This window comes from Rhodococcus sp. WS3, from assembly GCF_003797085.1.
Taxonomy (GTDB): domain Bacteria; phylum Actinomycetota; class Actinomycetes; order Mycobacteriales; family Mycobacteriaceae; genus Rhodococcus_F; species Rhodococcus_F globerula.
On sequence record NZ_RKMA01000001.1, the window covers coordinates 1,306,031 to 1,329,024 of the forward strand.

The 22,994-nt window shown below is 62.2% G+C and carries 24 protein-coding genes; 9 read left to right on the forward strand and 15 right to left on the reverse strand.

Annotated elements, in window-relative coordinates; translation table 11 throughout:
* Positions 1 to 43 precede the first annotated feature (43 nt).
* From EEB13_RS05980 to EEB13_RS05990, 3 genes are all read right to left on the reverse strand, one after another.
* The gene (locus tag EEB13_RS05980; protein ID WP_141484835.1) at positions 44 to 1,552 is read right to left on the reverse strand and encodes a hypothetical protein; all 1,509 of its coding nucleotides are present in this window, start codon (positions 1,550 to 1,552) and stop codon (positions 44 to 46) included.
* Between the two features lie 86 nt (positions 1,553 to 1,638).
* On the reverse strand, positions 1,639 to 2,835 hold the full coding sequence (locus tag EEB13_RS05985; protein ID WP_033235517.1) for an Ig-like domain-containing protein: 1,197 nt from the start codon (positions 2,833 to 2,835) through the stop codon (positions 1,639 to 1,641).
* Positions 2,836 to 2,868: 33 nt separating this feature from the next.
* Positions 2,869 to 3,912, reverse strand: coding sequence for a UDP-N-acetylmuramate dehydrogenase (locus EEB13_RS05990; RefSeq protein ID WP_141484836.1), 1,044 nt, complete (start codon positions 3,910 to 3,912; stop codon positions 2,869 to 2,871).
* Between the two features lie 74 nt (positions 3,913 to 3,986).
* Between EEB13_RS05990 and EEB13_RS05995 the strand changes: the two genes are divergently transcribed.
* The 3 genes from EEB13_RS05995 to EEB13_RS06005 are packed head-to-tail and all read left to right on the forward strand — an operon-like array spanning position 3,987 to position 5,840.
* Positions 3,987 to 4,484: a DUF2505 domain-containing protein gene (locus EEB13_RS05995; RefSeq protein ID WP_033235518.1), complete on the forward strand. Its 498-nt coding sequence runs from the start codon at positions 3,987 to 3,989 to the stop codon at positions 4,482 to 4,484.
* Positions 4,485 to 4,544: 60 nt separating this feature from the next.
* On the forward strand, positions 4,545 to 5,045 hold the full coding sequence (locus tag EEB13_RS06000; RefSeq protein WP_045063896.1) for a DUF2505 domain-containing protein: 501 nt from the start codon (positions 4,545 to 4,547) through the stop codon (positions 5,043 to 5,045).
* A gap of 6 nt (positions 5,046 to 5,051) precedes the next feature.
* On the forward strand, positions 5,052 to 5,840 hold the full coding sequence (locus EEB13_RS06005) for a hypothetical protein (protein WP_033235520.1): 789 nt from the start codon (positions 5,052 to 5,054) through the stop codon (positions 5,838 to 5,840).
* A 72-nt stretch (positions 5,841 to 5,912) separates the two neighbouring features.
* Here the strand turns inward: EEB13_RS06005 and EEB13_RS06010 are convergent, their stop codons facing one another.
* From EEB13_RS06010 to EEB13_RS06020, 3 genes are all read right to left on the reverse strand, one after another.
* Positions 5,913 to 7,940: an Ig-like domain-containing protein gene (locus EEB13_RS06010; RefSeq protein WP_141484837.1), complete on the reverse strand. Its 2,028-nt coding sequence runs from the start codon at positions 7,938 to 7,940 to the stop codon at positions 5,913 to 5,915.
* An 83-nt stretch (positions 7,941 to 8,023) separates the two neighbouring features.
* Positions 8,024 to 9,463, reverse strand: coding sequence for an Ig-like domain-containing protein (locus EEB13_RS06015; protein WP_045063902.1), 1,440 nt, complete (start codon positions 9,461 to 9,463; stop codon positions 8,024 to 8,026).
* A gap of 147 nt (positions 9,464 to 9,610) precedes the next feature.
* The gene (locus tag EEB13_RS06020; RefSeq protein WP_045063905.1) at positions 9,611 to 10,189 is read right to left on the reverse strand and encodes a hypothetical protein; all 579 of its coding nucleotides are present in this window, start codon (positions 10,187 to 10,189) and stop codon (positions 9,611 to 9,613) included.
* Between the two features lie 126 nt (positions 10,190 to 10,315).
* On the opposite strand from EEB13_RS06020, the gene EEB13_RS06025 reads away from it, so the two are divergent.
* Together EEB13_RS06025 and EEB13_RS06030 are read left to right on the forward strand one after the other, a co-directional pair.
* Positions 10,316 to 11,086 (forward strand): DUF2993 domain-containing protein, encoded by a 771-nt coding sequence (locus EEB13_RS06025; protein ID WP_033235524.1) that lies wholly within the window; start codon positions 10,316 to 10,318, stop codon positions 11,084 to 11,086.
* Between the two features lie 79 nt (positions 11,087 to 11,165).
* Complete coding sequence (locus tag EEB13_RS06030; RefSeq protein ID WP_261984450.1) at positions 11,166 to 12,329, forward strand: 13E12 repeat family protein; 1,164 nt, start codon at positions 11,166 to 11,168, stop codon at positions 12,327 to 12,329.
* Positions 12,330 to 12,729: 400 nt separating this feature from the next.
* Here EEB13_RS06030 and deoC read toward each other — a convergent pair whose 3' ends face one another.
* Positions 12,730 to 13,395: a deoxyribose-phosphate aldolase gene (deoC, locus tag EEB13_RS06035; RefSeq protein WP_033235526.1), complete on the reverse strand. Its 666-nt coding sequence runs from the start codon at positions 13,393 to 13,395 to the stop codon at positions 12,730 to 12,732.
* Between the two features lie 64 nt (positions 13,396 to 13,459).
* Here deoC and purU point away from each other — a divergent pair, with 64 nt between their 5' ends.
* Positions 13,460 to 14,347, forward strand: a complete 888-nt coding sequence (gene purU, locus EEB13_RS06040; RefSeq protein ID WP_033235527.1) for a formyltetrahydrofolate deformylase — start codon at positions 13,460 to 13,462, stop codon at positions 14,345 to 14,347.
* A gap of 12 nt (positions 14,348 to 14,359) precedes the next feature.
* On the opposite strand, the gene EEB13_RS06045 is transcribed toward purU, so the two are convergent.
* From EEB13_RS06045 to EEB13_RS06070, 6 genes are all read right to left on the reverse strand, one after another.
* Positions 14,360 to 15,391, reverse strand: coding sequence for an alpha/beta fold hydrolase (locus tag EEB13_RS06045; RefSeq protein WP_033235528.1), 1,032 nt, complete (start codon positions 15,389 to 15,391; stop codon positions 14,360 to 14,362).
* A 50-nt stretch (positions 15,392 to 15,441) separates the two neighbouring features.
* Complete coding sequence (locus EEB13_RS06050; protein WP_141484838.1) at positions 15,442 to 16,377, reverse strand: AurF N-oxygenase family protein; 936 nt, start codon at positions 16,375 to 16,377, stop codon at positions 15,442 to 15,444.
* Positions 16,378 to 16,482: 105 nt separating this feature from the next.
* On the reverse strand, positions 16,483 to 16,776 hold the full coding sequence (locus EEB13_RS06055) for a DUF2516 family protein (RefSeq protein WP_033235530.1): 294 nt from the start codon (positions 16,774 to 16,776) through the stop codon (positions 16,483 to 16,485).
* A gap of 93 nt (positions 16,777 to 16,869) precedes the next feature.
* Complete coding sequence (locus tag EEB13_RS06060) at positions 16,870 to 17,739, reverse strand: heparin-binding hemagglutinin (RefSeq protein WP_045063914.1); 870 nt, start codon at positions 17,737 to 17,739, stop codon at positions 16,870 to 16,872.
* Entirely contained in the window at positions 17,729 to 18,238 is a 510-nt protein-coding gene (locus EEB13_RS06065; protein WP_033235532.1) for a helix-turn-helix domain-containing protein, read from the reverse strand. The genes EEB13_RS06060 and EEB13_RS06065 overlap by 11 nt, the downstream gene beginning before the upstream one ends.
* 106 nt (positions 18,239 to 18,344) lie before the next feature.
* Positions 18,345 to 19,628 (reverse strand): DUF445 domain-containing protein, encoded by a 1,284-nt coding sequence (locus EEB13_RS06070; RefSeq protein WP_033235788.1) that lies wholly within the window; start codon positions 19,626 to 19,628, stop codon positions 18,345 to 18,347.
* 136 nt (positions 19,629 to 19,764) lie between these two features.
* Here EEB13_RS06070 and EEB13_RS06075 point away from each other — a divergent pair, with 136 nt between their 5' ends.
* The gene (locus tag EEB13_RS06075; protein ID WP_033235533.1) at positions 19,765 to 20,499 is read left to right on the forward strand and encodes a TetR/AcrR family transcriptional regulator; all 735 of its coding nucleotides are present in this window, start codon (positions 19,765 to 19,767) and stop codon (positions 20,497 to 20,499) included.
* Positions 20,500 to 20,548: 49 nt separating this feature from the next.
* The gene (locus EEB13_RS06080) at positions 20,549 to 21,403 is read left to right on the forward strand and encodes a polyphosphate kinase 2 family protein (RefSeq protein ID WP_141484839.1); all 855 of its coding nucleotides are present in this window, start codon (positions 20,549 to 20,551) and stop codon (positions 21,401 to 21,403) included.
* A 28-nt stretch (positions 21,404 to 21,431) separates the two neighbouring features.
* Here the strand turns inward: EEB13_RS06080 and EEB13_RS06085 are convergent, their stop codons facing one another.
* Positions 21,432 to 21,653, reverse strand: coding sequence for a hypothetical protein (locus tag EEB13_RS06085; protein WP_033235535.1), 222 nt, complete (start codon positions 21,651 to 21,653; stop codon positions 21,432 to 21,434).
* Between the two features lie 100 nt (positions 21,654 to 21,753).
* On the opposite strand from EEB13_RS06085, the gene EEB13_RS06090 reads away from it, so the two are divergent.
* Positions 21,754 to 22,332: a DUF2231 domain-containing protein gene (locus EEB13_RS06090; RefSeq protein WP_141484840.1), complete on the forward strand. Its 579-nt coding sequence runs from the start codon at positions 21,754 to 21,756 to the stop codon at positions 22,330 to 22,332.
* A gap of 124 nt (positions 22,333 to 22,456) precedes the next feature.
* Here the strand turns inward: EEB13_RS06090 and EEB13_RS06095 are convergent, their stop codons facing one another.
* Complete coding sequence (locus EEB13_RS06095) at positions 22,457 to 22,885, reverse strand: DUF6292 family protein (RefSeq protein WP_045063918.1); 429 nt, start codon at positions 22,883 to 22,885, stop codon at positions 22,457 to 22,459.
* Positions 22,886 to 22,994 lie beyond the last annotated feature (109 nt).

Here is a 22,994-nt window from a genome sequence, read left to right on the forward strand (position 1 = left end):
AAGCGCCACTGTGACTGTGTGTTCACTGCTTCGGCACCAGTGTTCACTGCCCCAGCACCGGCGGCGTGACCATCGGCAGGTCCCCGATCAGTTCGTTTCCGTTGTCGAGAGTGATGAGGTAGCCCGGCGTCTCGTGCATCTTGTCGTCGTCGCCTTGTCCGCGGCCGCCTGCCATGCCTCCCATTCCGCCGGCCATCATGCCCCGGCTACCGGCTGCTCCGAGACTGCCTGGCGCACCGCCGCGGGCACCGCTGCCGCCGGCACTGCCCAGGCCGCCGCCTGCCACACTGCCACCCAAACCACTGCCGCCCAATCCATTGGCGCCTGATCCACCGCCCGCGATGCCGCCTCCTGCCCCACCTGCAGATCCGCCACCGCCAAATCCGCCACTCCCAGGTCCGCCGGTGAGACCGGTACCTCCACCAAGTCCGGCGCCATGTCCGACACCAGGGATGGTTCCACCGGCGACAGACTGCGGCACAGCGGACGCCGCCGAGGTAGTCGCCGGCCCGGAACCACTTTCTCCCTGGCCGATTCCCGACCCGGATACCCGTCCGCTGTCGCCGACCGCGGCGCCTGGCGTCGCACCTGATCCACCAGCCGAAGCACCGTTACCCGCGCCGCCGACCGCCGGGTCAGTCCCGGCGCCACCTGGCGAATCAGCTGTGCGCTGTTCCAATCCGCTACCACCGCCAGATGTTTGGTAGTTGCCCGCAGCGGATGCCGCTTGCTCGTACGACATCTGATCGGTACCGGTCTGGAACGGACTACGGCCACCGGAGGTTCCGCCGCCGGAGGTGATGGGATTGAATGCGGGCGGCAGGACGGGAACCTGATCATCGGCGCGCTTCATGTACGGCAGGTACATCTCCTTCATGACCTGGCGCGCCAGTCGCTCCGCTTCTTCGGCTTCATGTTGCGCCTGACGCCACGACTCCCCTGGAATCATGCTGATGAGCTGTTCCCCAAGCGATGCGTCGCTTGGACGCGGTATCGACTGTTTTGCCTGTCCCAGTGCGATCTTTGCTTCTTCGACTTTGTTGGCTACCAGTTGCACTCGTGTCTGAAGTTCCTGGCCGTCAGCTGAGTACGCAAGAACAGCCTCCAAGGCCACAGATCCACCCTTGCCCTGCCAGCCGTCACCGATTGCCGATCCGACGGCGAGGTTGAAGGCCGAGATTCCATTCACAACCCGCTCCGATATCTCGGTCCAGGCCTTACCGATCGCGACAAGAATGTCGGGCTTCATCTCGTCGACATGCGCAAAAATCTGAGCATGAGACATCGCGTCGAAGGGATCGTCTTCAAGAATGGCGTGTTCGCTGTACTCCAACGCCGTCGCCCGCGGAGTCAGTGCATCGCGGATTGCCCAGTTCACTTCGCGTTCCAGGTCGGCGACCTTCGATGCTTCGGCGATTGTGTCGTCGAACTCGCCGCGATCGTCGGTGAAATGTTGGAGCACAGCGGTCGGGGCCAATGCCACATCGGCGACACGACCGGGCACCGATGCCACAAGGGCGAGACCATCCGCCACAACATCATGAAGACTCACGACTATCCCCCGAATTCATCCGTGTCTACCTGGATAGACGCATCGGTGATGCCAGGGGTTCCGCCGACAGAAAAGATTCTTGCGGCTCAGGCGAGCGCGGACATGGACTTCCAGGTCGGGAGATCGATCGCCCAGTCGTAGATGTCGCCGTCGGCGGCGGAGAGGTCGATCGACGTCCCGGTCACCTCGACGGGGTCGCCGTACAGCGCGGTTCCGAAATACTCCTGCGCATCCGACATCGAGAGATTGATACATCCGTTGGTGACGTTCGACGAACCTTGAACTCCCGTGGTTTGCGGGTTTGCGTGGATGAACTCACCGTTGTTGGAAATGCGAACGGCCCACCGTTCGCGAACGTTCTCGTAGAACGGCGGATTGGACATGAGGAAATCTTCGTACTTCTCGGTCACCATGTGGATGCCGCTGCGCGTGACGTTGCGGGCCTCGTTGCCTTCGCCGTAGCTGACGGGGATGTCCATGATCGTCTGGCCGTCGCGGACGACCTGCATACGGTGGCTGGGCGCGTTTGCCTTCACGATCTGACTACGACCGATAGTGAAATCGAGAGTGAGGTCCTGATCGCCGTACGCGCCGCCGCCGTAGTTCAGTCCGTACAGCTTCGCGTCCAGATGAACGACGGTTCCCGGGACCCAGTACTCGGCGGGACGCCAATGCGCGCGCGAGCCCCCGTTATCGTCCGGCAGCCACGCCCATGAACCTGCGGTCGCCGGAACGCTCGTGACAACAAGCGCCTTCTCCACTGCTGCTTTGTCGACGACGGAGTTGTCGAACTGGAGGGTGATCGGCGCTGCTATTCCGACTTCCTGACCGTCGGCGATGTTGAGGGTGCCGCCGGTCTGCGAATCGGGTGCCAACGTTGTGAAACTGCCCTCGACAGGAACGGTTTTTCCGTCCGTGCCGGTGGCGGAACCAGACCACGAATACGTGGCCGCGTACCCGAGAGCCTCGCTGACGACGTAAGACGTCCGGTCCGCAGACAGCTGACCTGCGACGGGGGTACCCGCCGAGTTGTTCAGCGCAACCTCGTCGAGAGTGCCGCCGGTGACTGTGACGGATACCGGGGCGATCGGGCTGACGTCCCTGGCACCGACAACCGGCGTCTCGACAACCTGCGCAACGGGTGCCTTGTCAGCTGGTGATGCCTCGCCGGCCGTCTCGGCGCCACCGATGGTGCATCCCGCAACAGCGAGCATCGCCGCAAGCAGAACAGCTACCAAAGCAGCAAGACGCGAACGTTTTCTCCGAATACCCAGCTGATGCACCTCAACAGGCTACCCGCGCTAACGATTGTCAGCTCATATCCGGCAACCCACGGTGACCGGTTCCGGCTCGAGACGCACACCGAACGCGGCGTCCACGCCGTCTCGCACGGTGCGGGCGAGAGCCACGATGTCCGAGCACTTCGCGTCGCCGCGGTTTGTCAGGGCGAGTGTGTGACGAGTCGACAACCGAGCCGGCGCGTCCTCGCCCGGGTATCCCTTGGAAAAGCCGGCTCGTTCGATCAGCCACCCCGCCGACAGCTTGGTTCCGCCGACCCCCGGATACTGCGGGACAGTCACATCCCCGAGCTGCGTCGTAATAGCGGAAAGAACTGCGGGCAACCGATCCTCGGGCACAACCGGATTGGTGAAGAAGGAACCCGCGCTCCACGTGTCGTGATCGTAAGGGTCGAGCACCATCGCCTTACCGGCGCGCAAACCCAGAACAGCTTCGCGGACCTGCGACGACGGCAATCGATCACCTTCCTGAGCATCGAGTGCCGTGAACAGTTCCCGGTAAGCCAGGGGCGCGCTCAGTCCATCCGTTGTCGCGTCGAGTTCGACCGCCAGAACCAGCGCTTCGTCCGAATGCTTGAGGACGCTCGAGCGGTAGCCGAGTTGCAGAGTCGACGGATCGACCCAGGACACCTCTCCGGTGCGGCGATCGAGCAACTGGACCCGCCGAAGTCGCGAGCCCACCTCGACGCCGTATGCGCCGACATTCTGCACGGGGGTTGCGCCCGTCGAACCAGGGATTCCCGACAGGGCTTCGAGTCCGCCCAATTCCGCGGCAACGGATTGGCCGACGACCTCGTCCCACACGGCGCCGGCCTCTGCGACAACACGATCCGTGTCGAGGGTCACCGTGGTGTTCGCCACACGAACCACAACTCCGTCGAAACCCTCGTCCGAAATGACGAGATTCGACCCGCCCGCCAAGATCAGCGTCGGCACGTTTTCACGATCGAGAAGCCGAACGACGTCGACCAGAGACTGCGTCGTCGGGCATTCCGCGAGCAGCCGCGCAGGTCCTCCTACCCGGAGCGTCGTCAATCCGGACAGGTCAATGTTCTCGGACACGAAAGCGCCGGAATCTACGACGCGTTGGCCAATGGTTACGTCCCACACATCGGTAAACGGTAGCCTCCACAATCGTGAGCCGTCGCATCGAGCATTCATCGAAGTACACCGTCCCCGTCGCCAAGGTCCATGAGGCGGTGACGTCGGAGCAGTACTGGCGTGACCGTATCGCCGCAGTAGGTGGCCCTGGCGCCACCATCGACGAACTGACTGTCCGGGATGAAACCGTCGCAGTCACCATGTCGCAGGTCATTCCAGCCGAGCACCTTCCCTCCATGGTCTCCAACTTCATCAAGGGTGACATCGTCATCAAGCGCAGCGAGACCATCGCACCGCTCAACGGCGGAACCGCGACGGGAACCTTCTCGGCGCACGTCGACGGCGTCCCTGCCCGCATCGAGGGCACCCAGGTGCTCAGTGGAGACGACACGGGTTGCACCTTGAGTGCCACCGGTGAGGTCGAGGTCAAGATCCCGATTTTCGGCGGCAAGATCGAAAGCGCGATCGTCGACGAGGTCACCCGTCTGATCGAGGCGGAGCAGGACTTCACGCGGGACTGGATCGCAAAATAGGGCATTGCGGGCGGGGTAGGTTTTTTCTGTAACAGCAGGTAGCCGGTATCGTTTGCGATCATGGCTCGACGCATCGACTACTCCGCCCGCTACCAGCACTCCCCCGAACAGGTCTACGAAGCACTGACCGATCGCGGATACTGGGACGCCCGGGTCGAGGAGATGCGCAAGCATTCCGAAAATCGGGTGGAACATTTCGAGGTCAGCGATTCCGGAATCGAACTCGTCCTGCACCACGTCCTACCCCGCACCGATCTGCCCGATATCGCGCAGACCGTCATGCGCAACGACCTGATCATCACGCGCACCGAGTCCTACAGCCCGTTCGGTGACACGGTAACCGGAACCTACGAGGCCTCCATCCCGGCCGGACCGGGCAGTCTCACCGGAACCATGGAACTGTTCGGCACCGAAACAGGCTGCACCTTGCGGACGTCGTCGGAAGCCAAAGTGCACATCCCCTTTGTCGGCGGAAAGTTGGAAGAGCTGATGCTCACCAATCTTGTCGACCTGTTCCGCACCGAAGCTCAGGTCACCGCGACCTGGCTCGCCGCTCGCTGACCCCCGGTGAGGACTGCTCCACCCCCGAAGATCGAGGGTGTCATCACACGCGGCACAACCGGCATCAACCGTCTGCGGCGCAGCGACCGCTGGCTCGTGCACAACCGGGCCGTTCAACGGGCACTGCACGACGCTGCCGACCCACTGATCGTCGACCTCGGCTACGGCGCCCGCCCCGACACGACGTTCGAGATGGCCGACCGCCTCACCGCGGTACGACGCGACCGCCGGGTCATCGGACTCGAAATCGACCCCGCCCGCGTGGTGGAAAGCCGCAACGGAGTCAGTTTCGCGCGCGGCGGGTTCGAATTGGCCGGCTTGTCACCGATTTTCGTTCGCGCTTTCAACGTTTTGCGCCAGTACCCCGAAGACGCGGTGGAATCGGCGTGGTCGCACATTCAGTCCGGTTTGGCGCCTGGCGGTTTGATCCTCGACGGGACGTGCGACGAGCTGGGGCGTCGGTGCGCCTGGGTGCTGCTCGATGCGCACCGACCCCTGACCCTCACCTTGGCGTGGGATCCCTTCGACATCGAGAAACCGTCGGACATCGCAGAACGGTTGCCCAAGGCCCTCATTCACCGCAATGTTCCGGGAGAACCGATTCACGCGCTACTCACGGCCGCGGATCGCGCGTGGGCCACTGCGGCGCCCCATGCGTCGTTCGGCCCCAGACACCGCTGGGCTGCGGCACTGGAAATACTTCGTGGTCAGGGCATTCCGGTTCAACCGGCGCGGCGACGCGTGCGTGACTGCATCCTGACCGTGCCCTGGCACGTTGTCGCCCCGAACCCCTGATCTCACAGACACGAATCGCCCCGCCGCGGAGGTGTTCTCCGCGGCGGGGCCTTTCGTCAATGCTGCTTCGAGCTAGGAACCGAAGATGGCGCCCAGGTCTCCGAGCGAACCGGTCGGAGCGCCGGTGCCAGGCTCTGCCGTTACTTTGACAGTGACGCCGGTCTGCGTCTCGGAACCGAGGTATCCGTCAGTTCCGCTGAACACCGCGGTGATCCGACGATCGCCGACCTCGGTGAAGACATGCGAGAGTGTCGCCTTACCGTTCACTACCGCAACCGGTCCGCCGATCGGGGTGGCGCCGTCCATGAACTGAACCGTCCCGCCGTTGAGCGTGGGTACAACGGCAGCAGCCAGATCTACCTTTGCGCCCTTCGTGGCGGACGCCGGAGCGCTCACGGTGATGGACGTTTCCTGATCTTCCGCGGCCGGAGCCGTGACCGAAATCGCTTGCACGGCCGAGGTAGAGGTGAGGAATCCGCTCGCACCCGAGTACACCGCCGTGATGTCGTGAGTACCGACGCTGCCGAACTCATGCATCATCGACGCCTTGCCGTCGACAACCCCCACGGGCAAGCCGAGAGTGCCCGAACCATCCTTGAACTGCACCGTGCCACCTGACGGAGCCGGCGTGACCGTCACGGAAAGACCCACTGCCGTACCGGTTTTTGCGTTCGCGGGAACAGTCAAGACCGTCTGGGTCTGCTGATCGACGGGAGCCGGCGCGGCGACCTTCACAGTCTGAACGCTCGAGGTCGAACCCAGGAAGTTCCCCGAACCGGAGAACACTGCGGTGATGTTGTATTCACCGGCGTCGTTGAACGTCGGTGTGATCGTGGCTTTACCCAAGGCGTCTACGGGAATCGGCGAGCTCATATCTCTGGCCCCTTCCCTGAACTGCACCGTGCCGCCCGCAGCGCCGGTCGACACCGTGGCAGTAAACGACAATTCCTCTCCTGTCGAAGCGCTCGACGGACCGACGAGGGTGGTCGTGGTGCTCTGCTCGACCACGACGGGAGCGACCGTCAAGGTATGCGGCGTCGACGTCGAGGTCTGGTAAAGACCGGAACCGGAGTACACCGCCACGATCGAATGCTCACCGGCTGCATAGGAATCCGTCAGCGAGGCCTTGCCGTTGGCGTCGACGGTCGTTGCGCGACCGAGATCGGTTGTGCCGTCCTTGAACTGCACCGTGCCGCCCACCGGAACAGGCGAGACCGAAGCCTCGAGAGTCACGGACTCACCTGCGTCCGCAGTCGTTGGGCCGGTGATCGTGGTTGCCGTGGACTTGTCCGCTTCGGACACAACGACGTCGACTGCCGACGACGTCGAGGTTGCCACCTTCGTGTTGCCGAGGTACTTGGCCGTCACGGTGTGTGTGCGGACGCCGGTCGGTGTCCAGGTAAGTGTGGCAACACCATTGGCCAGCGTGCCGGCGCCGATCGTGGTGCCACCGTCCAGGAACTCCACCGAATCACCGTCGGCGCCACCGGTAACCGTCGCCTTCAGCGGAACTGACTGCCCCAACTGCACGCCATTGGCCGGGGACAACGTCGTCGTCGACACGTTCTTCGCGACGCTGATCGACGGACCGACACCCTTGAGCTGCCCCGACCCCAAAGTCCCACTCACATGCAACTCAGTCGTCAAATCCACACCACGAGCACAACCCGCACCGACCGTATAACTGAACTCAACCGTTCGGTACTTCGGATTGATCAGACCACCATCCCAGTAAACCGCCCAACTGCCAGAGATCTTCGCGTAGTCGGCAGCAACCTCGACCTTGTCACGGCCGATCGCCGAACCGTCAACCTTGGCCGAATCCGTCACATAGGTAAGACAATCCGGATGAACATCCTTGACCTGCTGCAAGTATTCGAGGGAACCAGTTCGAGTCAGTACCGATTTCACGGTAATCGTCTCACCCACACTGGGCGTTCCGTTCGAAATAGTGCGCACAACCTGGTAACCGTGCACATTTCCCTCCGCCGTCACCGGAGCAGCACCCGCGACACTGACACCCGCAGCCGCGACGAAGCCCGCAGCAACAGCAAACACACTCACACCACCGACAACACGGCGTGCAAAACCAACAGACATAGATTTTCCTTCTCGAGAATCGAGCGATATGGGTGATGCCCCACCGCTTCACGCGGACGGGGCATCACCAGGTGTCGAATGCCTTAGGAGCCGAAGATGTTTCCGAGGTTGCCGAGCGAACCTGTTCCGCCGGTACCGGGCCCTCCGCCGTCGACGGGTGCTGCGATCTGAACGGAGACCTGATCGGCCGAAGCCGTCACTGTTCCGGCGCCCGAGTACTCGGCCGTTACGACGCGCTGGCCCTGAGTTGCCGGCGTCCACGAAATGCCGGCCTTACCGGAAGAATCGACCGTTGCAGTGCCGATGACCGACTCACCGTCCTTGAAGGTGACTGTGCCACCGGCGTTTGCCGGGTTGATCTGAGCCGAAACGGTCTGCGCAACACCGACTTGACCCGCTCCGGCGCTGAGAACTGTTGTGGAATTTGTCGTTCCGACTGGTTGCTCGGCAACTGTCGTACTCGCTGTGGCGCTCGACCCGGTGACACCGGATCGGCCCGCGAACACAGCTTCAACCGTCTGCGCGCCCGCAACCGTCGGAACCCAGGCGTAAGTGGCTTCGCCATTGCCTGCGACCGGCACCGAAGCCAGAACCGTGGCGCCGACCTTGAATGTCACCGTCCCACCCGTTCCCGGCGCAGACACCGTCGCCTTGAGGGTGGTCGACTTACCCACCTGAGCGCCCGAGATCGGTGCCAGCGCGGTAGTCGACGGAGAATCAGCCTGCGAGACGTTCACGTTCAGCGCCGCCGATGTCGACTCGACAGCTCTCGCGGTGCCGGCGAACTTCGCGGTAATCGAGTGATTCCCACGAGTGGTCGGTGTCCAGTCAAGTGTGGCAACACCATTGGCGAGCGTGCCGGCGCCGATCTTGGAACCGGCGTCGAAGAACTCCACCGGATCACCGTCGGCGCCACCGGTCACCGTCGCGCTCAACGTCACCGGTTGCCCCACCTGGGCACTGCTGACCGGCGACACGGTGGTCGTCGAGACGTTCTTCCGAACATTGATCGACGGACCACGACCGCTTGTCGTGTCATTCACCCAAGCCGAACCGTCGAAATGCACTGTGCTCGCCAAATCATTACCGCGCTCACACCCTGCGCCGACCCGATACTGAAATTCGAACGACTTCGTATTGTTCTGATACAACGGCCAATCGGTGATGCTCGCGCTCACGCGCACCGAGTCAGTGCTCACCGGAGTCTCCGGCGCGTACGCCTTCCCGTTCACCTTCGCCGAACCCGCGACATACGTCATGCACGACGGATGAAAATCCCGAACCGCGTACAGATAATTGACCACAAAGTCGGTCCGCTTGAATACCGTGGTGGAGGTGATCACATCACCTTCGGACGGCGTCCCGTCACTGATTGTTCGAGTGATTTTGTAACCACTCGAATTGAACTCAGCCGTCACCGGAGCAGCCCCCGCAACCCCGACACCCGCAACCGCCACGAAACCCGCAGCAACAGCAAACACACTCAGACCACCGACAACACGGCGAACACCACTCACAGACATCCCTCTCGACGACGGAGCAGACAGGCGTCCAGTACAGGTGTCTAGGACAAGTGTCCATCTGCTTTGATGCCGTGACGTTATCCCTTTGCCTGTAACGCAACTACCCTTTTCGCCAAATTGGTGCATTTGGCACAAGGTCGGTTACCACTACAGGCTTGCGGTGAGTGCCAATTCCACGCGAACAGCCACGTCGACGGCGGCGTTCTCGCACGAGCGGTACAACTCATGGGCGTCGAGTCGACCGATCGCGACGCCGTCGGACACCACTTCGTTGAGCAGGTCCTGGGAAATGCCACCCGACGCAATGTCGAGGACAGTACGCACCGGCGTCGTAATTCGAATGGCTCCGAACTGCTCGCATTCCGATTCCGCGAGCAAGCATCGGTGCAGAGCAAGCTGACGAGTCGGCGCCGAAACGGGCACTCCGACGGACAAGTGCAGGAACCGTGGTTGTAAGTGGCCGAGACCGTGAAGTTCGGCAGCGCTGTAGTGCGAAACGGTTGCTCGGCCGGCAAACCACGTACACCATTTGGCAAACTCGTCCATCGCGGTGCGGCGCACCCGATCCAGCCGGAACAGCCCCGGACACTCCGAAATCCAGGTTCCGGATTCCAAGAGCCAGTCCCAGTCACTGCCGGAAAAACCCAGGGCGGCGGCCTGATCAGTCGCAACAAACCCACATTGGCGCAGTGCCAACGATTCGAGTGCTTCATAGTCTGGAGCCATGACCACCTCCGGTGACCGTCTGGAGCGCTTTTCCGCCAGGCTACGGCATTCTGTGTTTCAGATCACAGTATCGGATGGGCGCGTATTCACAGAGTTCGTTCAGAGTCGTCGGGAAGAATCCCTGAGATGACTGTCGCAGCAAACAACGCGCCCCCGCGCAATCGTGTGCTCATCATCCTGCTCGTCGTGATCGCTGTACTGGTCGCAGCGCTTGTCGGCGGAGAACTCTACGTTCGCAATCAAGTCAAAAGCTGCATGGCCGACCAGTTTCAGAGTGAACTCGGCTCGCAGGTAGACGTGGGCTTGAGCTGGAAGCCTGTCCTGCTTCAGGCCATCGACAAGAAGGTCCCGTACATCACCATCGACAGTGACGATTCGTCATTCGGGCCGGCAACGGGAATGCAGGTCCACGCAAAGGTCAACGACATCAATCTCCAACCGTCCGACGGAAACAGCGGAACCATCGGAAGCTCGAGCGCCGATGTCACCTGGTCCACTGCCGGAATCCTGGCCACCCTCCAGGAACAGACCTTCGGCGGACTTGTCACCGGTGTCACGGCTGATTCCGCCGCGGGAACTTTGGCCTTCGACGTCGGACCGGCAGGTCTCGCGAAGCTCACGGTCAAGCCGACTATCTCGAACGGAGTTGTCGACGTACAAACCGTCGGCGCTGAGATCCTGGGATTCGGACTTCCGACCGACCTGGTCGACGGCATCGTCCAGACTCTGACCGACAGCCTGCAGACCTACCCGTTGGACATGAAGCCCACCGAGCTCACCGTTACCGATGACGCGATCGAGATTTCACTCGAGGGCGGCGCCTACGCGATGCCCGTTGCCAATGCCTCGGCCCAGAATGCATCGGCAGTCCCTGACAGCTGCGGAATTCTCACCTGATCTCTACCTGTTATCGGACTTTTCCGACTGATTTCGAATAACCGTTCTATTCGAACAGGATTTCGATTACGGTTGGGGAATGTTCGATCCGGGGGTGGGAAGTTTCGGTATCTCAGCACAGCTGAGTGGTACCGAAACCGATTGCGCCCTCGTTGATTTGATGGCCGAGTTGCATTCGTGTGAAGCTATGCTGGTCGAGCGGAAACTGGCTGTGGTGGCGGAGTTCTTCACCCGCCGCAGCGCTGAGCATGTCGACGGCGGAACGTGGACGTCGTCGGCGCACGAGTTGGCCGAATCCGAGGTCGGCGCGGTCTTGACGATGGGACGGGCTGCGGCCGGGAAGCTCATCGGTTTGGGGTTTGCGTTGAAGACGCGGTTGCATCGCACACGGGCCGCGATGGCCCGCGGCGAACTCGACTTCTACCGGGTCGGGCTGATCGAGTCCGCGACCGCGAATGTCGGTGACGAGCTGATCGACGAAGTAGAACGCTTGCTGCTCGAGCAGGTGTTGGCTCCACCGGTGGACGGTGGTACCGGGTTGACGGGTCGCCGGTTGACGGCGGCGATCGACCGGATCGTCGCCCGCGTCGATCCGGAAGGGATGCGGGAACGACGCCGCCGCGCGCTCGCCGATCGATTTGTGGGGGTCAGTGCCGCCGAAGACGGCATGGCCCGCATCCTGGGCAGTATCCCGGCGGAGCAAGCCCGCGCGTTCGACGGCCGGTTGCGGGAGTTGGCGATGTCGGTGTGCCGCCATGATTCCCGCACGTACGAGCAGCGCCGAGCCGATGCCTTGGGCGCTTTGGTGAGTGGTTCGACGGTGTTGGTGTGCGACTGCGAGCGCGGTGATTGCCCGCAGGACCGCAGTGGTTTGGTGATCATGCGCCGGCCGTTGGTACATGTCGTAGTACACGATTCCGCCCTGAGCCCGGATCGAACGAACCTGCACATCTCGACGGCTTTGGCGTCATCAGTGCTGAGCATGCCCGCGACATCGCGAAAGACGCAGACGTTCGGGAAGTGCGAGTCCCGGCAGATGCTGAACCTGAACCGACACCTGAGCCGGCTTCGGCATCGGTGTACCGTCCCGGGACAGCGCTCGATGCGTGGCTGCGGGTCAGCGCGGGCAGCTGCCAATGGCCGCACTGCGATGTCCCGGCCTGGAACTGCGACCTCGACCACACAGTTCCGTTCAACCACACCAACCCCGCGAAGGGTGGGAAGACGGTCGCGTCGAATCTGAGTGCGTTCTGCCGCAACCATCACCGCCTCAAGCATTCCGGGAAGTGGCAACTGGACCCGAACCCGGATCGGAGCATCACTCTGACCTCGCAGACGGGCCACTGCTACCGCACCAGAGCTGCCGGTCTACTCGCCGGAATGCAGGAACCACCGCCACCGGAAGGCGGCACCAGACGACGGACTCGGCTGGAGAACAAAGCTGCCCGCATCCGAAGCGAACGCAAACATCAACAAGCAAAGATCCGGCACCGGGCGGCACAACATGCCGAACGGAAACGCCGCCAAACCTTCCCGATCTCCACACCCCGAAAGCGCGTGCCCCACAAAACCGTCGACTACGGCAACGACCCGCCACCGTTTTGAATCAGGTCTGAATCACTTCCGAATCGGGTAATCCAGTGCTACTCCCCCAGACCATCGAGCACAGCACGGGTTCCCGAAAGCCCGAGGCGGGTGGCACCGGCAGCGATCATGTCGAGTGCTGCCTGCGTCGTGCGGATTCCACCGCTGGCTTTGACTCCCACCGACGGCCCGACGGTTTTGGCCATCAACGCAACAGCCTCGACGCTTGCCCCGCCGGCGGGATGGAAACCTGTGGAAGTTTTCACGAAGTTCGCGCCCGCATGTACTGCCGCGCGGCAGCATTCGACTATCGCTTCGTCGGGCAGTGCCGCAGTCTCGAGGATCACCTTCAGCACCGCGTGCTCGCCCATGGCTTCACGGACGGTGAGTACATCGGCAAGCACAGCGTTGTAGTCACCGGCGAGTGCTGCCCCGACATCGATGACCATGTCGATCTCGCGGGCACCTTGATCAACGGCAAGACGAGCCTCGGCACCCTTCACCAAGGAGTGATGCTTGCCGGACGGAAAGCCGACCACCGCGGCGGTGATCAGACCGTCGGCCCGGATCGGCAGCATCGACGGTGAGACGCACACAGCGAGAACGCCCAATTCCCGGGCCTCGTCGATCAACGCCGTGACGTCGGCGGCCGTGGCTTCGGGTTTGAGCAGGGTGTGGTCGACCATTGCGGCAACCTGTGAACGAGTGAGCGCAGCGTGGGCCATGAAAGAAAGCTTGGCATACGACCATGCGTCGAGCGGCACTGCGACACCTGAGAGACTAGGCGGTATGACCGCTGCACCCTCGACTGATGATCGACGCTACGTACTCTCCCTCGGCTGCCCGGACACGACGGGCATCGTCGCGCGCATTTCGTCTTTCCTCACCGATGTCGGTGGCTGGATCGTCGAAGCGGCGTATCACGCTGACGCGGACACCGGTTGGTTCTTCACTCGTCAGGCAGTGCGGGCATCGTCGGTGAGTATCAGCATCGAGGAACTGCGTGAGCGTTTCAAGGCCGTTGCCGCCGAGATCGGACCCGAAACCGAGTGGACGCTGCACGATTCGGGGGCTCCCAAGAAAATCGTCCTGCTGGTGAGCAAGGAAGGTCACTGCCTTCACGACCTCCTCGGACGCGCGGCCGGCGGCGAACTCCCAGCCGAAATCAGCGCCGTCATCGGAAACCACGAGGATTTGCGCAGCGTGACCGAGCGTCACGGGATCGACTTCCACCACGTTCCCTTTCCCAAGGACCCGGCCGAACGCGGACCGTCCTTCGAGAAGGTGCGCGCCCTGGTCGACGCCCATGACCCGGACGCGGTTGTCCTGGCTCGGTTCATGCAGGTTCTGCCGCAGTCACTGTGCGAGCACTGGGCGGGCCGCGCGATCAACATCCATCACAGCTTCTTGCCGTCGTTCATCGGGGCCCGCCCGTACCACCAGGCTTTTGCTCGGGGTGTGAAGCTGATCGGTGCGACGTGCCACTACGTCACCGCGGAACTTGATGCCGGCCCGATCATCGAGCAGGACGTGATCCGCGTCGACCATGCCGACGATGTTGCCGACATGGTCCGCCAGGGTCGCGATATCGAAAAGCTTGTTCTTTCTCGCGGTTTGCGGTGGCACCTCGAAGATCGGGTGTTGGTGCACGGCCGCAAGACTGTGGTGTTCAGCTAGCAGGGCGTTCAGCTAGAGATTGCGCAACCGCACGATCTCACGGTCGAATTCGTCGATGCTCTCGATGGACGACATGTGACCGACACCGGGAATCACGATCAGCCGTTCGAGGTTGCCGGCTTCGTCGAGCACCTGCGCGAGTTTGCGTGCGTGGACGGGTGGCGTGAGTCGGTCGAGTGATCCGACGAGCACGGTGGTCGGCACTTCGAGATTGTCGAGTCCCTCGTGAATGTCGAGAGTGCTCAGGGCTGCTCCCCAACCGCCGCGGATGCGCGGCTTGCACTCTCGAACGATGTTCTCGCAGAACTGAACTTCGGCTTTGGTGGCGTTGGGCGACATCGAGACGTACTGGATCGCCTTGGTCATCGCGCCCGAGGACACGAATGGCACGGGCGAGCTGAGGATGGCGCGGCCGACCGGAACCGGCACCCGCGGGAAGCGTTCCGGCAGCGGAATCACGGTGGTTTCGGCAATCAGACGGTCACTTGCCGTGCTGGCCAGCATTACCGCCGACGCGTACTTCTTGACGTCGCCGGGGTGCTTTCCGGCCCACGCGATGATGCTCATGCCGCCCATGCTGTGTCCGACGATGACGGCTTTCTTGTCTTCACGGACGGTCGCTCCGAGCACTGCCGAGAGGTCGTCGGCGAGTACGTCGGGCCCAAGCGGAAGAGTGCCGACAGTACTGCGTCCGTGTCCGCGCTGGTCGTACGTGATGACCCGGTACTCGCCGGCCAGCGCGTTGACCTGTGGGTACCAGAATTCGGTTGAGCAGGTCCAGCCGTGACTGAGAACAATGGGATCACCGTCGACCGGGCCGTATGCCCGGATGTTGATGATCGCGCCGTCTTCGGTGGTCAGTTCGCTGATGTCCGCTTTGAACGTCGGGGTCTTCAAGAGTGCGTTCGGTTCGACGTCGGCAACGAGAGTGAGCCCTCTGGTGGAGCTACGACGACGGATAGCGGCGACGGCTGCCGCAAACGCTCCGGCTCCGGCAACTCCGGCCAATACCCGGAGTGTGGTGGTTCGCGAACTGCTGGACATGCATGTACCCCTGACTGAATTCGAAAGAAAATCGATACGGATGATGGGTGTCAGATGATGTGCGCTCGGCGCAGCAACATCGTTGACGGGCCGCCGATCAGGCCGACCTCGGTAAGAAATTCGACGGTATTCGCGCATCCTCGACGCACCATGTCGTGATAGTGGACATTGTTCTTCGCGGCGTGGATTGCCGCTTCGGCGTCGAGTCCGGCGGCTGCGTAAACGTTCTTGTTCACGAGGCTGGTGACCACGAAGTAAGCGGTGACGGCAAGGACGAACCGGACGCGGGCTTGCTGGAACCGGGTGATGTTGGCTGCTCGTCGGACGGTTTCCTCGCGGGCGAATCTGATGTGGCGGGCTTCTTCGACCACGTGGATTCTGCTGACGGTTCGGGTGAGCGGTTGCACTCGGGTGTCTCGCATGAATTCGCGTTGCATCATGTCGAGGATTTCTTCGGCGAAGAGTGTTCCGCCGTATGCCAGGGATCCGGTAGCCGTGGCCTTGAACGGGCGCGCGGCGGTGCGGATCCAGGTCTTCGGGCGGTAGGACGGGACGCCGAATTTGGCTGCGGAGCGCGCAAACATCGTGGAGTGCCGGCATTCGTCGGCGATTTCGGTGAGCGCAAATTGCACGTGCGCCGTGGAAGGATCGTGGAAGTAGATGTCGCGGACGAGCATCTGCATGAGGATCATTTCGAACCAGATGCCGGTGCCGGCGATGCTGGCGGCCTCGTGGATGGTGAGCGTGATGCGTTGTTGCTGCGTCATCTCGTCCCACATCGGCGTGCCGTAGAGGCTGCACCATTCGGGGCTCATCCCGTACAGGTCGTCGGGGACGGGAGCTTCCCAGTCGATTTCGATCAACGGGTCGTAGGACGTGCGGGCAGCCGAGGCAAGGAGCTTGGACGCTGTTTCCTGGCGGTCACCGGCACGCGTCAGTCGGGATGGGCGCCGATCGTTCGTCGATCGGCCATGCTCGACAGACATCGCAGTTCACTCCCCACGAGGACCGGCAATCTATGTGTGACTGCCGTTAACCCACAATAGCACCGCATAGTGCCACCCCGGTGGGGACGAACTGCGAAAAACGCGCTACCAGCGCGGACCGCGCTGGATGTCGTCCACGCGAGGCCGCACGTCAACGAGATAGACGCAGATTGCGACTACCGCGATGATGCCCAGCATTCCCACCGGAGACGTCACCAACAGCACCAAAGCCGCGACGACAAGGATGCCAAGCCAGATCGGCTTGGTCAGCTTGTTGACTGCGGTGAACGCGTCAGGGCGCTGCCGCACGGCATGCACGATCGCGAAGACAGCACCTGCCAAGGCAAGCAACTTCAGTGCGAGAAAAATCAGGCCGATAATGCCATCCACAGCTACCACGTCTTACATCCTAGTTTCCGTAGTCCGACATCACGAACAGAAGGCTCCTGCACCCGAGAGCGCAGGAGCCTTCTCACTTGTCGAGCCTGCCGATCAAGCCTTCTTGGTCGGTGCAGCCTTCGTTGGTGCAGCGGTCTTGGCCGGAGCAGCCTTCACCGGTGCGGCAGCAGCCTTCGCGGGAGCAGCCTTCGCCGGCGCAGCCTTGGCCGGTGCAGCCTTGGCGGGTTCAGCCTTCTTGGCAGCGGCTGTTGCGCGCTCCTGGACGTCGGATGCGGCAGCGGTCACGCGAGCTGCAGCTTCCTTGGAAGCCTCGTCTGCCTGGTCGCCGAGGTCGAGGACCTTGAGCGCAGCTTCGTCGCCCACATCGGCGATCTTCTCGCCGGCGTCGGAGATCTTCTCGCCAACCTCTTCGGCGGTGTCGGAGATGCGTCCGGCAGCGCGGCCGGCCAGCTTGGCAGCCTGCTCGCCCACGGCGCGCGTCTGACGGGCAACGGTTCCGAGTGCGTCTTCGGTCAGCTCGACGGCGTCACCGAGAGCGGACTCCGCAGCGGCGATGCCCTCTTCGACGGCCGGCTGCTTGCGGATGCGCTCAACTGCATCTTCGCCGCGTTCTGCCAGCGAGTTGTACAGATCGCCTGCAACCTTGAGGTATGCCTCGGCGACCTTGCGGAGCTCGTCGGGTGCAAACTTCTCGCGCAGCTCGGCAAGCTCCTCGGGCAGCTCGGACGGCAGGCCGGCGAGACGCTCACGAAGAGCCTCAACGCTTTCCACGACGTCGCCCTGCACTGCGGCGAACTTTTCGCGTGCACCGTCGACGCGGCCGGTGACCTCGTCCTGGCTGGTCTCGGCGCGCTCACGAACCTGGGCAACAACGTCGGCAACGGCCTGGACGACGAGGTCGCCGGCGCCGACTGCGGCGTAGATCGAGGTCTTGACGTTGTCGATGGCGGTCTTATCGGTCATGTTGTTCTCCTTCTGGGAGGTCTGAGTCCGGAATTGTGGTGGGGGCTGCGCTCTGGGCTACTGCAGCGGGCCGCGTCGAATCGTTCTCCCGACAGAACGAGTCGTAGATCTCGAGCAGCACTTGTTTCTGTCGCTCGCTGATGGAGGTATCTGCGAGTACGGCGTCACGGATCGGACTATGTGGCCGTTGTTCGAGATATCCGGCCTGGACGTAGAGGACTTCCGAAGACACTCGGAGCCCTTTTGCTATTTGCGCGAGCACGTCGGCTGACGGTTTCCGTAGGCCTCGTTCGATCTGGCTGAGGTACGGATTGCTTACACCGGCGAGCTGTGCAAGTTGGCGCATCGAGACTTGTGCGGCTTCGCGCTGCGCACGAATGAATCCCCCGATGTCGTGTGCCGCAGAGCTGACGACGCGCGCTGCCAAGTCGCTGGCTCCGGCTGCGGCACCGGATGATTCACGTTCTCCTTCATCGGAGTTCGTCGACTTCGCAGACATTGCGTCTTCCCTTTCCTGTGGACATTTCCCAGAGTAGGAGAGGGTGCTAACTATTGCAAGCACTACTGCTAGCACTGGGGTGCACGTCACATTCGAGGGCCGATTACTAGCCGAAGATCAGCGTCGACACCGTGTAGATGAACAGACCGGCTATCGCGCCGACCACCGTGCCGTTGATGCGGATGAACTGAAGATCACGACCGACCTGAAGCTCGATCTTGCGACTTGCTTCTTCGGCGTCCCAGCGCTCGACGGTGTCGCTGATGACACCGGTGATCTCGTCGGTGTAGTTCTCCGCGATGTACGTCGTACCGGCGGCCAACCACCCGTCGACCTTCCCTCGCATCGACTCGTCGTCGCGCAGGCGGATGCCCAATCCGACGACGTTCTCGGCAACCTTGGTCCGCAGGGTGCTGTTGGGATCGTCGACCGATTCCATGATCAGCCGCTTCGCGACCTTCCACGTCGCCGACGCGAGTCCGGTGACTTCCTCTCGCCCCATGATCTCGGCCTTGATGCCCTCGGCTTTTTTGATCGTCTCGGGATCGTTCTGGAGATCATCCGCAAAATCGATCAGGAAGCGATTGGCCGCCAGCCGAACCTCGTGCTCGGGATTTGCCCGCACCTTCCACGTGAACTCGACCAGTTCCTTGTAGATCTTCTCGCCGAGCATCGCATCGACAAATTTCGGCGACCACGCGGGAGAGTCCCGGACGATCACCCGGTCGATGGTCTCCTGACTGCCGAGCGCCCACTGATGGGCGCGTTCGGCCAGCAGTTCGATGATCGGCAGTTGCTTGTTCTCCTTCAGAAGCTCACCGAGTACCCGGCCGATCGGCGGGCCCCACATCGGTTCTGCCAACCGCTTGACGATCGTGTGGTCGATGACCTGCGCGATGTCCTCGTCGCGCAGCACTTCTACCAGTCCCCGCAAGATCGTCGACGTCTCCGCGGCAACACGCGCAGCGTTGTCTCGCTCGGCCATCCACGTCCCGAGCCGCAGCGGGATCTGTGCCTGCTGCACCTTCGCGGACACAACGTCCGGGGCCAGGAAGTTCTGACCGACAAACGAACTCAAACTGGCCCCGAGCTGGTCTTTCTTGCGTTTGATGATCGCCGTGTGCGGAATCGGTATGCCCATCGGGTGACGGAACAGCGCCGTGACGGCAAACCAGTCCGCCAGCGCGCCGACCATTCCTGCCTCGGACGCAGCCCTCACGTACCCGACCCACTCGCCCGCGCCGCGTGATTCCTGCCATCGACAGAACAGATAGACGACCGTCGCGAAACCGAGGAGACCGGTCGCGAAGAACTTCATCTTGCGGAGGTCCCGACGCTTGGCGTCGTCGCCGAAAGTCGAGTCGAAAGCGTTAGGGCTCAATTGCTGCACCCTTGCCATTGTGCCGAAAGCTTGTCGCTGGTGCGTCGAAGCCGCAGGTGCGTGCCCACCGTAATTCCCCGGACACTAAGCTGAAACGGAATGAGACCGCTCGGACGTGGATCGCACCACAGATATGAGATACCCCGTGGCTAAGAACGCTGTGCAGGACAACGAGCAGGTAGACGGCCCAGTTGTCGCTGACACGAAGCCCGAGAAGTCCGACGGACGCAAACGACGTTGGCGCGAACACAAGATCGCCAGACGTGAAGAGCTTGTCGACGGCACCATCGCAGCGATCCGGGCGCGTGGCCGTGAAATCGGTATGGATGAAATCGCGTCCGAAATCGGTGTTTCCAAGACTGTTCTCTACCGCTACTTCACCGACAAGAGTGACCTGACGACGGCCACGATGATGCGGTACGTCGAGACAATTCTCGCGCCGCGCATCTATCAGGCCATCAGCGACGAACTCGACGATTTCGAACTGACCCACGCAACGATCACCGCGTATGTCGAGACTGTTGCGTCTGACCCGGCGATCTACCTCTATGTCATGGCAAACGGCGCCGGCGCAAGTCGCGACGTCGTCGCCGAGTCGGAGCGAATGATCGCCGAACTCCTGTCCACGGTGCTGGGCAATCGTCTGCGCGAGATGGAAATGGATTCCGGCGGATCGCTGCCGTGGGCGTACGGCATCGTCGGCGGGATCCAGTTGGCGACGCACTGGTGGATCTCCAACAAGTCGATGTCCGCTGAATCCTTGATCGACTACTTGACGATGATGACGTGGGGCGGCATCACCGGTATCGCCGCCGTCAAGGGTTCGCCGGCCAAGTTCAAATCCATGCCGCATCCGCTGATCGCTCCCGAAAACGACTGAGCCTGAAGTTCCCACGGAGGCCACCACGGCTGTGGCACAGTCTCCGGGTATGACAGACGACTCGCTGTGGGAAACACCGGCCGTGACGATCCTTCGATCACAGCCTGGCTTCGATCTCGAAGCTCTCGACCGCAACAGCACTCCGGGATTCACCGGGAAGAAAGCTGACGGCGAGCGTCTCCTCGAAGAACGCGGCGCGGTGTTGTCCGGCTTGCAGGAACTGTTGTACGCCAACGGTCGCTCGGGTGACTCGCGGTCAGTCCTCCTCGTCCTGCAGGGAATGGACACCTCGGGCAAGGGCGGAATGGTCCGCCACGTCGTGGGGCACGTCGATCCACAGGGTGTCGATCACGCGTCCTTCGGTGTTCCGACAGACGAGGAAAAGCAGCATCACTACCTGTGGCGGATCAAGAAGCAACTCCCCCGCGGCGGTTATCTCGGGGTGTTCGACCGCTCCCACTACGAGGACGTTCTTGTGGTGCGAGTTCACGATCTGGTGCCGCCGGATGTCTGGGGAGCACGTTACGACGAGATCAATCAGTTCGAGAAGGAACTGGTCGACGCCGGCACCACCATCGTCAAAGTTGCGATGTTCGTATCGCTCGACGAGCAGAAGAAACGTCTGCAGGAGCGACTCGACCGGCCGGAGAAGTACTGGAAGTACAACCCGGGCGACGTGACCGAACGGAAACTGTGGCCCGCATATCAAGAGGCCTATCAGGCGATGCTCGACAAGACGTCCACCGAGCACGCCCCGTGGTACGTCGTGCCGTGTGATCGCAAGTGGTACAGCCGCATCGCCGTCACCGAACTGTTGATCGACGCGTTCGAGAACCTCGACCTGTCATGGCCGCCAGCCGATTTCGACGTCGAGATCGAGAAGGCTCGACTCGCCGAGTCCTGATGGAAATTCAGAACAGTCTGATGGATAGTCAGAACAGGTGGGGCGTTTCCCGATGCACCTTGTGATCGTGCCGAACGGTTCCGCTGTACAGCGCGATCATGAGGCCTATGGACACCGCTGCCGCCAACCCGGAAACCAGCGCCCAGCCGGCGTTGCCTGATCCGGCTGCGAAGAGAAATCCGCCCAGACAGACCACAGTGACTAGAACCAGGAAGTACGACGCCCACGCCGCAAAGAGATTGAGCTTCATGTTGGCTCCTCGGATCGGATCTCTTTCGATTCGACCGTACGCCTGAGCACACAGCCCGACAAGCGGGTTTCCCCGGCGGCACCTGGGGTAGCCGAATTACATGAATATCGGAAACCTTTTCCGCAGAATCGAATCCGCCGACCAACTGGACGGTCCGTCCACAGGGCTTCAACGCAGAATCCTCGACGCAACCTCACGCTCACCGGCTACGCGCAAAGTTGCGTCGATCCTTCGTGGATCACCGGTCGAGCACCCGCTACATCCCGCACTGGTGGCCGTCCCCATCGGAGCGTGGACTGCATCCGTTGTGTTCGATTATGTTGTGCGGGACCCGAAAACAGTGCGCAACCTGATCCTTCTCGGACTGGTCACAACACCGCCCGCCCTCATCACTGGCTGGCTCGATTGGTCTGAACGCGACACGATCGCGCGCCGGGTCGGGCTCGTCCACGCCGCGAGCAATGCGGTAGGCATCGACGCTTTCCTGGTGTCGTACTTCTTGCGCAGCAACGATTCCCCGCCGCCGCTACTCGCGCGGTTGCTGTCACTGGTCGGGCTGAGCGCCATCGGTGTCGGCGGCGCACTCGGCGGGCACATCGTGTTCCGGCTGATGGATGATCTGGACACAGAGGCGGCGTCAGCGCCGGTCCTGGATCCGGCACTGAACGTAGTGAACTAGTTGATCTGAACGTAGTGAACTAGTTGATCTGAACGTAGTGAACTAGTTGATCTGAACGTAGTGAACTAGTTGATCTGAACGTAGTGAACTAGTTGATCTGAACGTAGTGAGTTGGCGGATTCGATCAGTTCGCGTCGTGACCGTACTGACGGAGCAGGCGCGCAGTCCGATCGGAATCTGCCAGCGGACGATCGTTGGTCCACGAGGCGCGTCGACGCATCCGGGCGTCAGGAGTGCCGACGCTCGCGCCGAATGCCGCGACCACGTCCGCAGTGGGCACGGCGTCGTCCCCGAAGTATCCGAGAACGATCAGATCCTCACCCGATCGGGTTTCCACTGCCAACGCCCAACCACATGTTTCCTCCCACAGCAATGCAACTTCCCGGCCGGGGAAACGTGGCACCTCTCGATCGAGGGCGATGTACGCCTCCATCGGATGCTCACCCCGGCAGCACCATTGCTCGATTCCTGCGCCGACGCCCTCGGCCACCGACTGGATGTACCGCTGGAATCCGAGCCCCACACTCGCGTCGACTAGTACCTGTTCGGTCATCGATCCACTCCTCACCTTGCGTGTTTGAAATGTGCCCATCCCGGGGCGCAGCGAAACCCGGTTCAGATCATGCACTGGGGGTATCCGAAGACGAAACAGTCAACCGAGA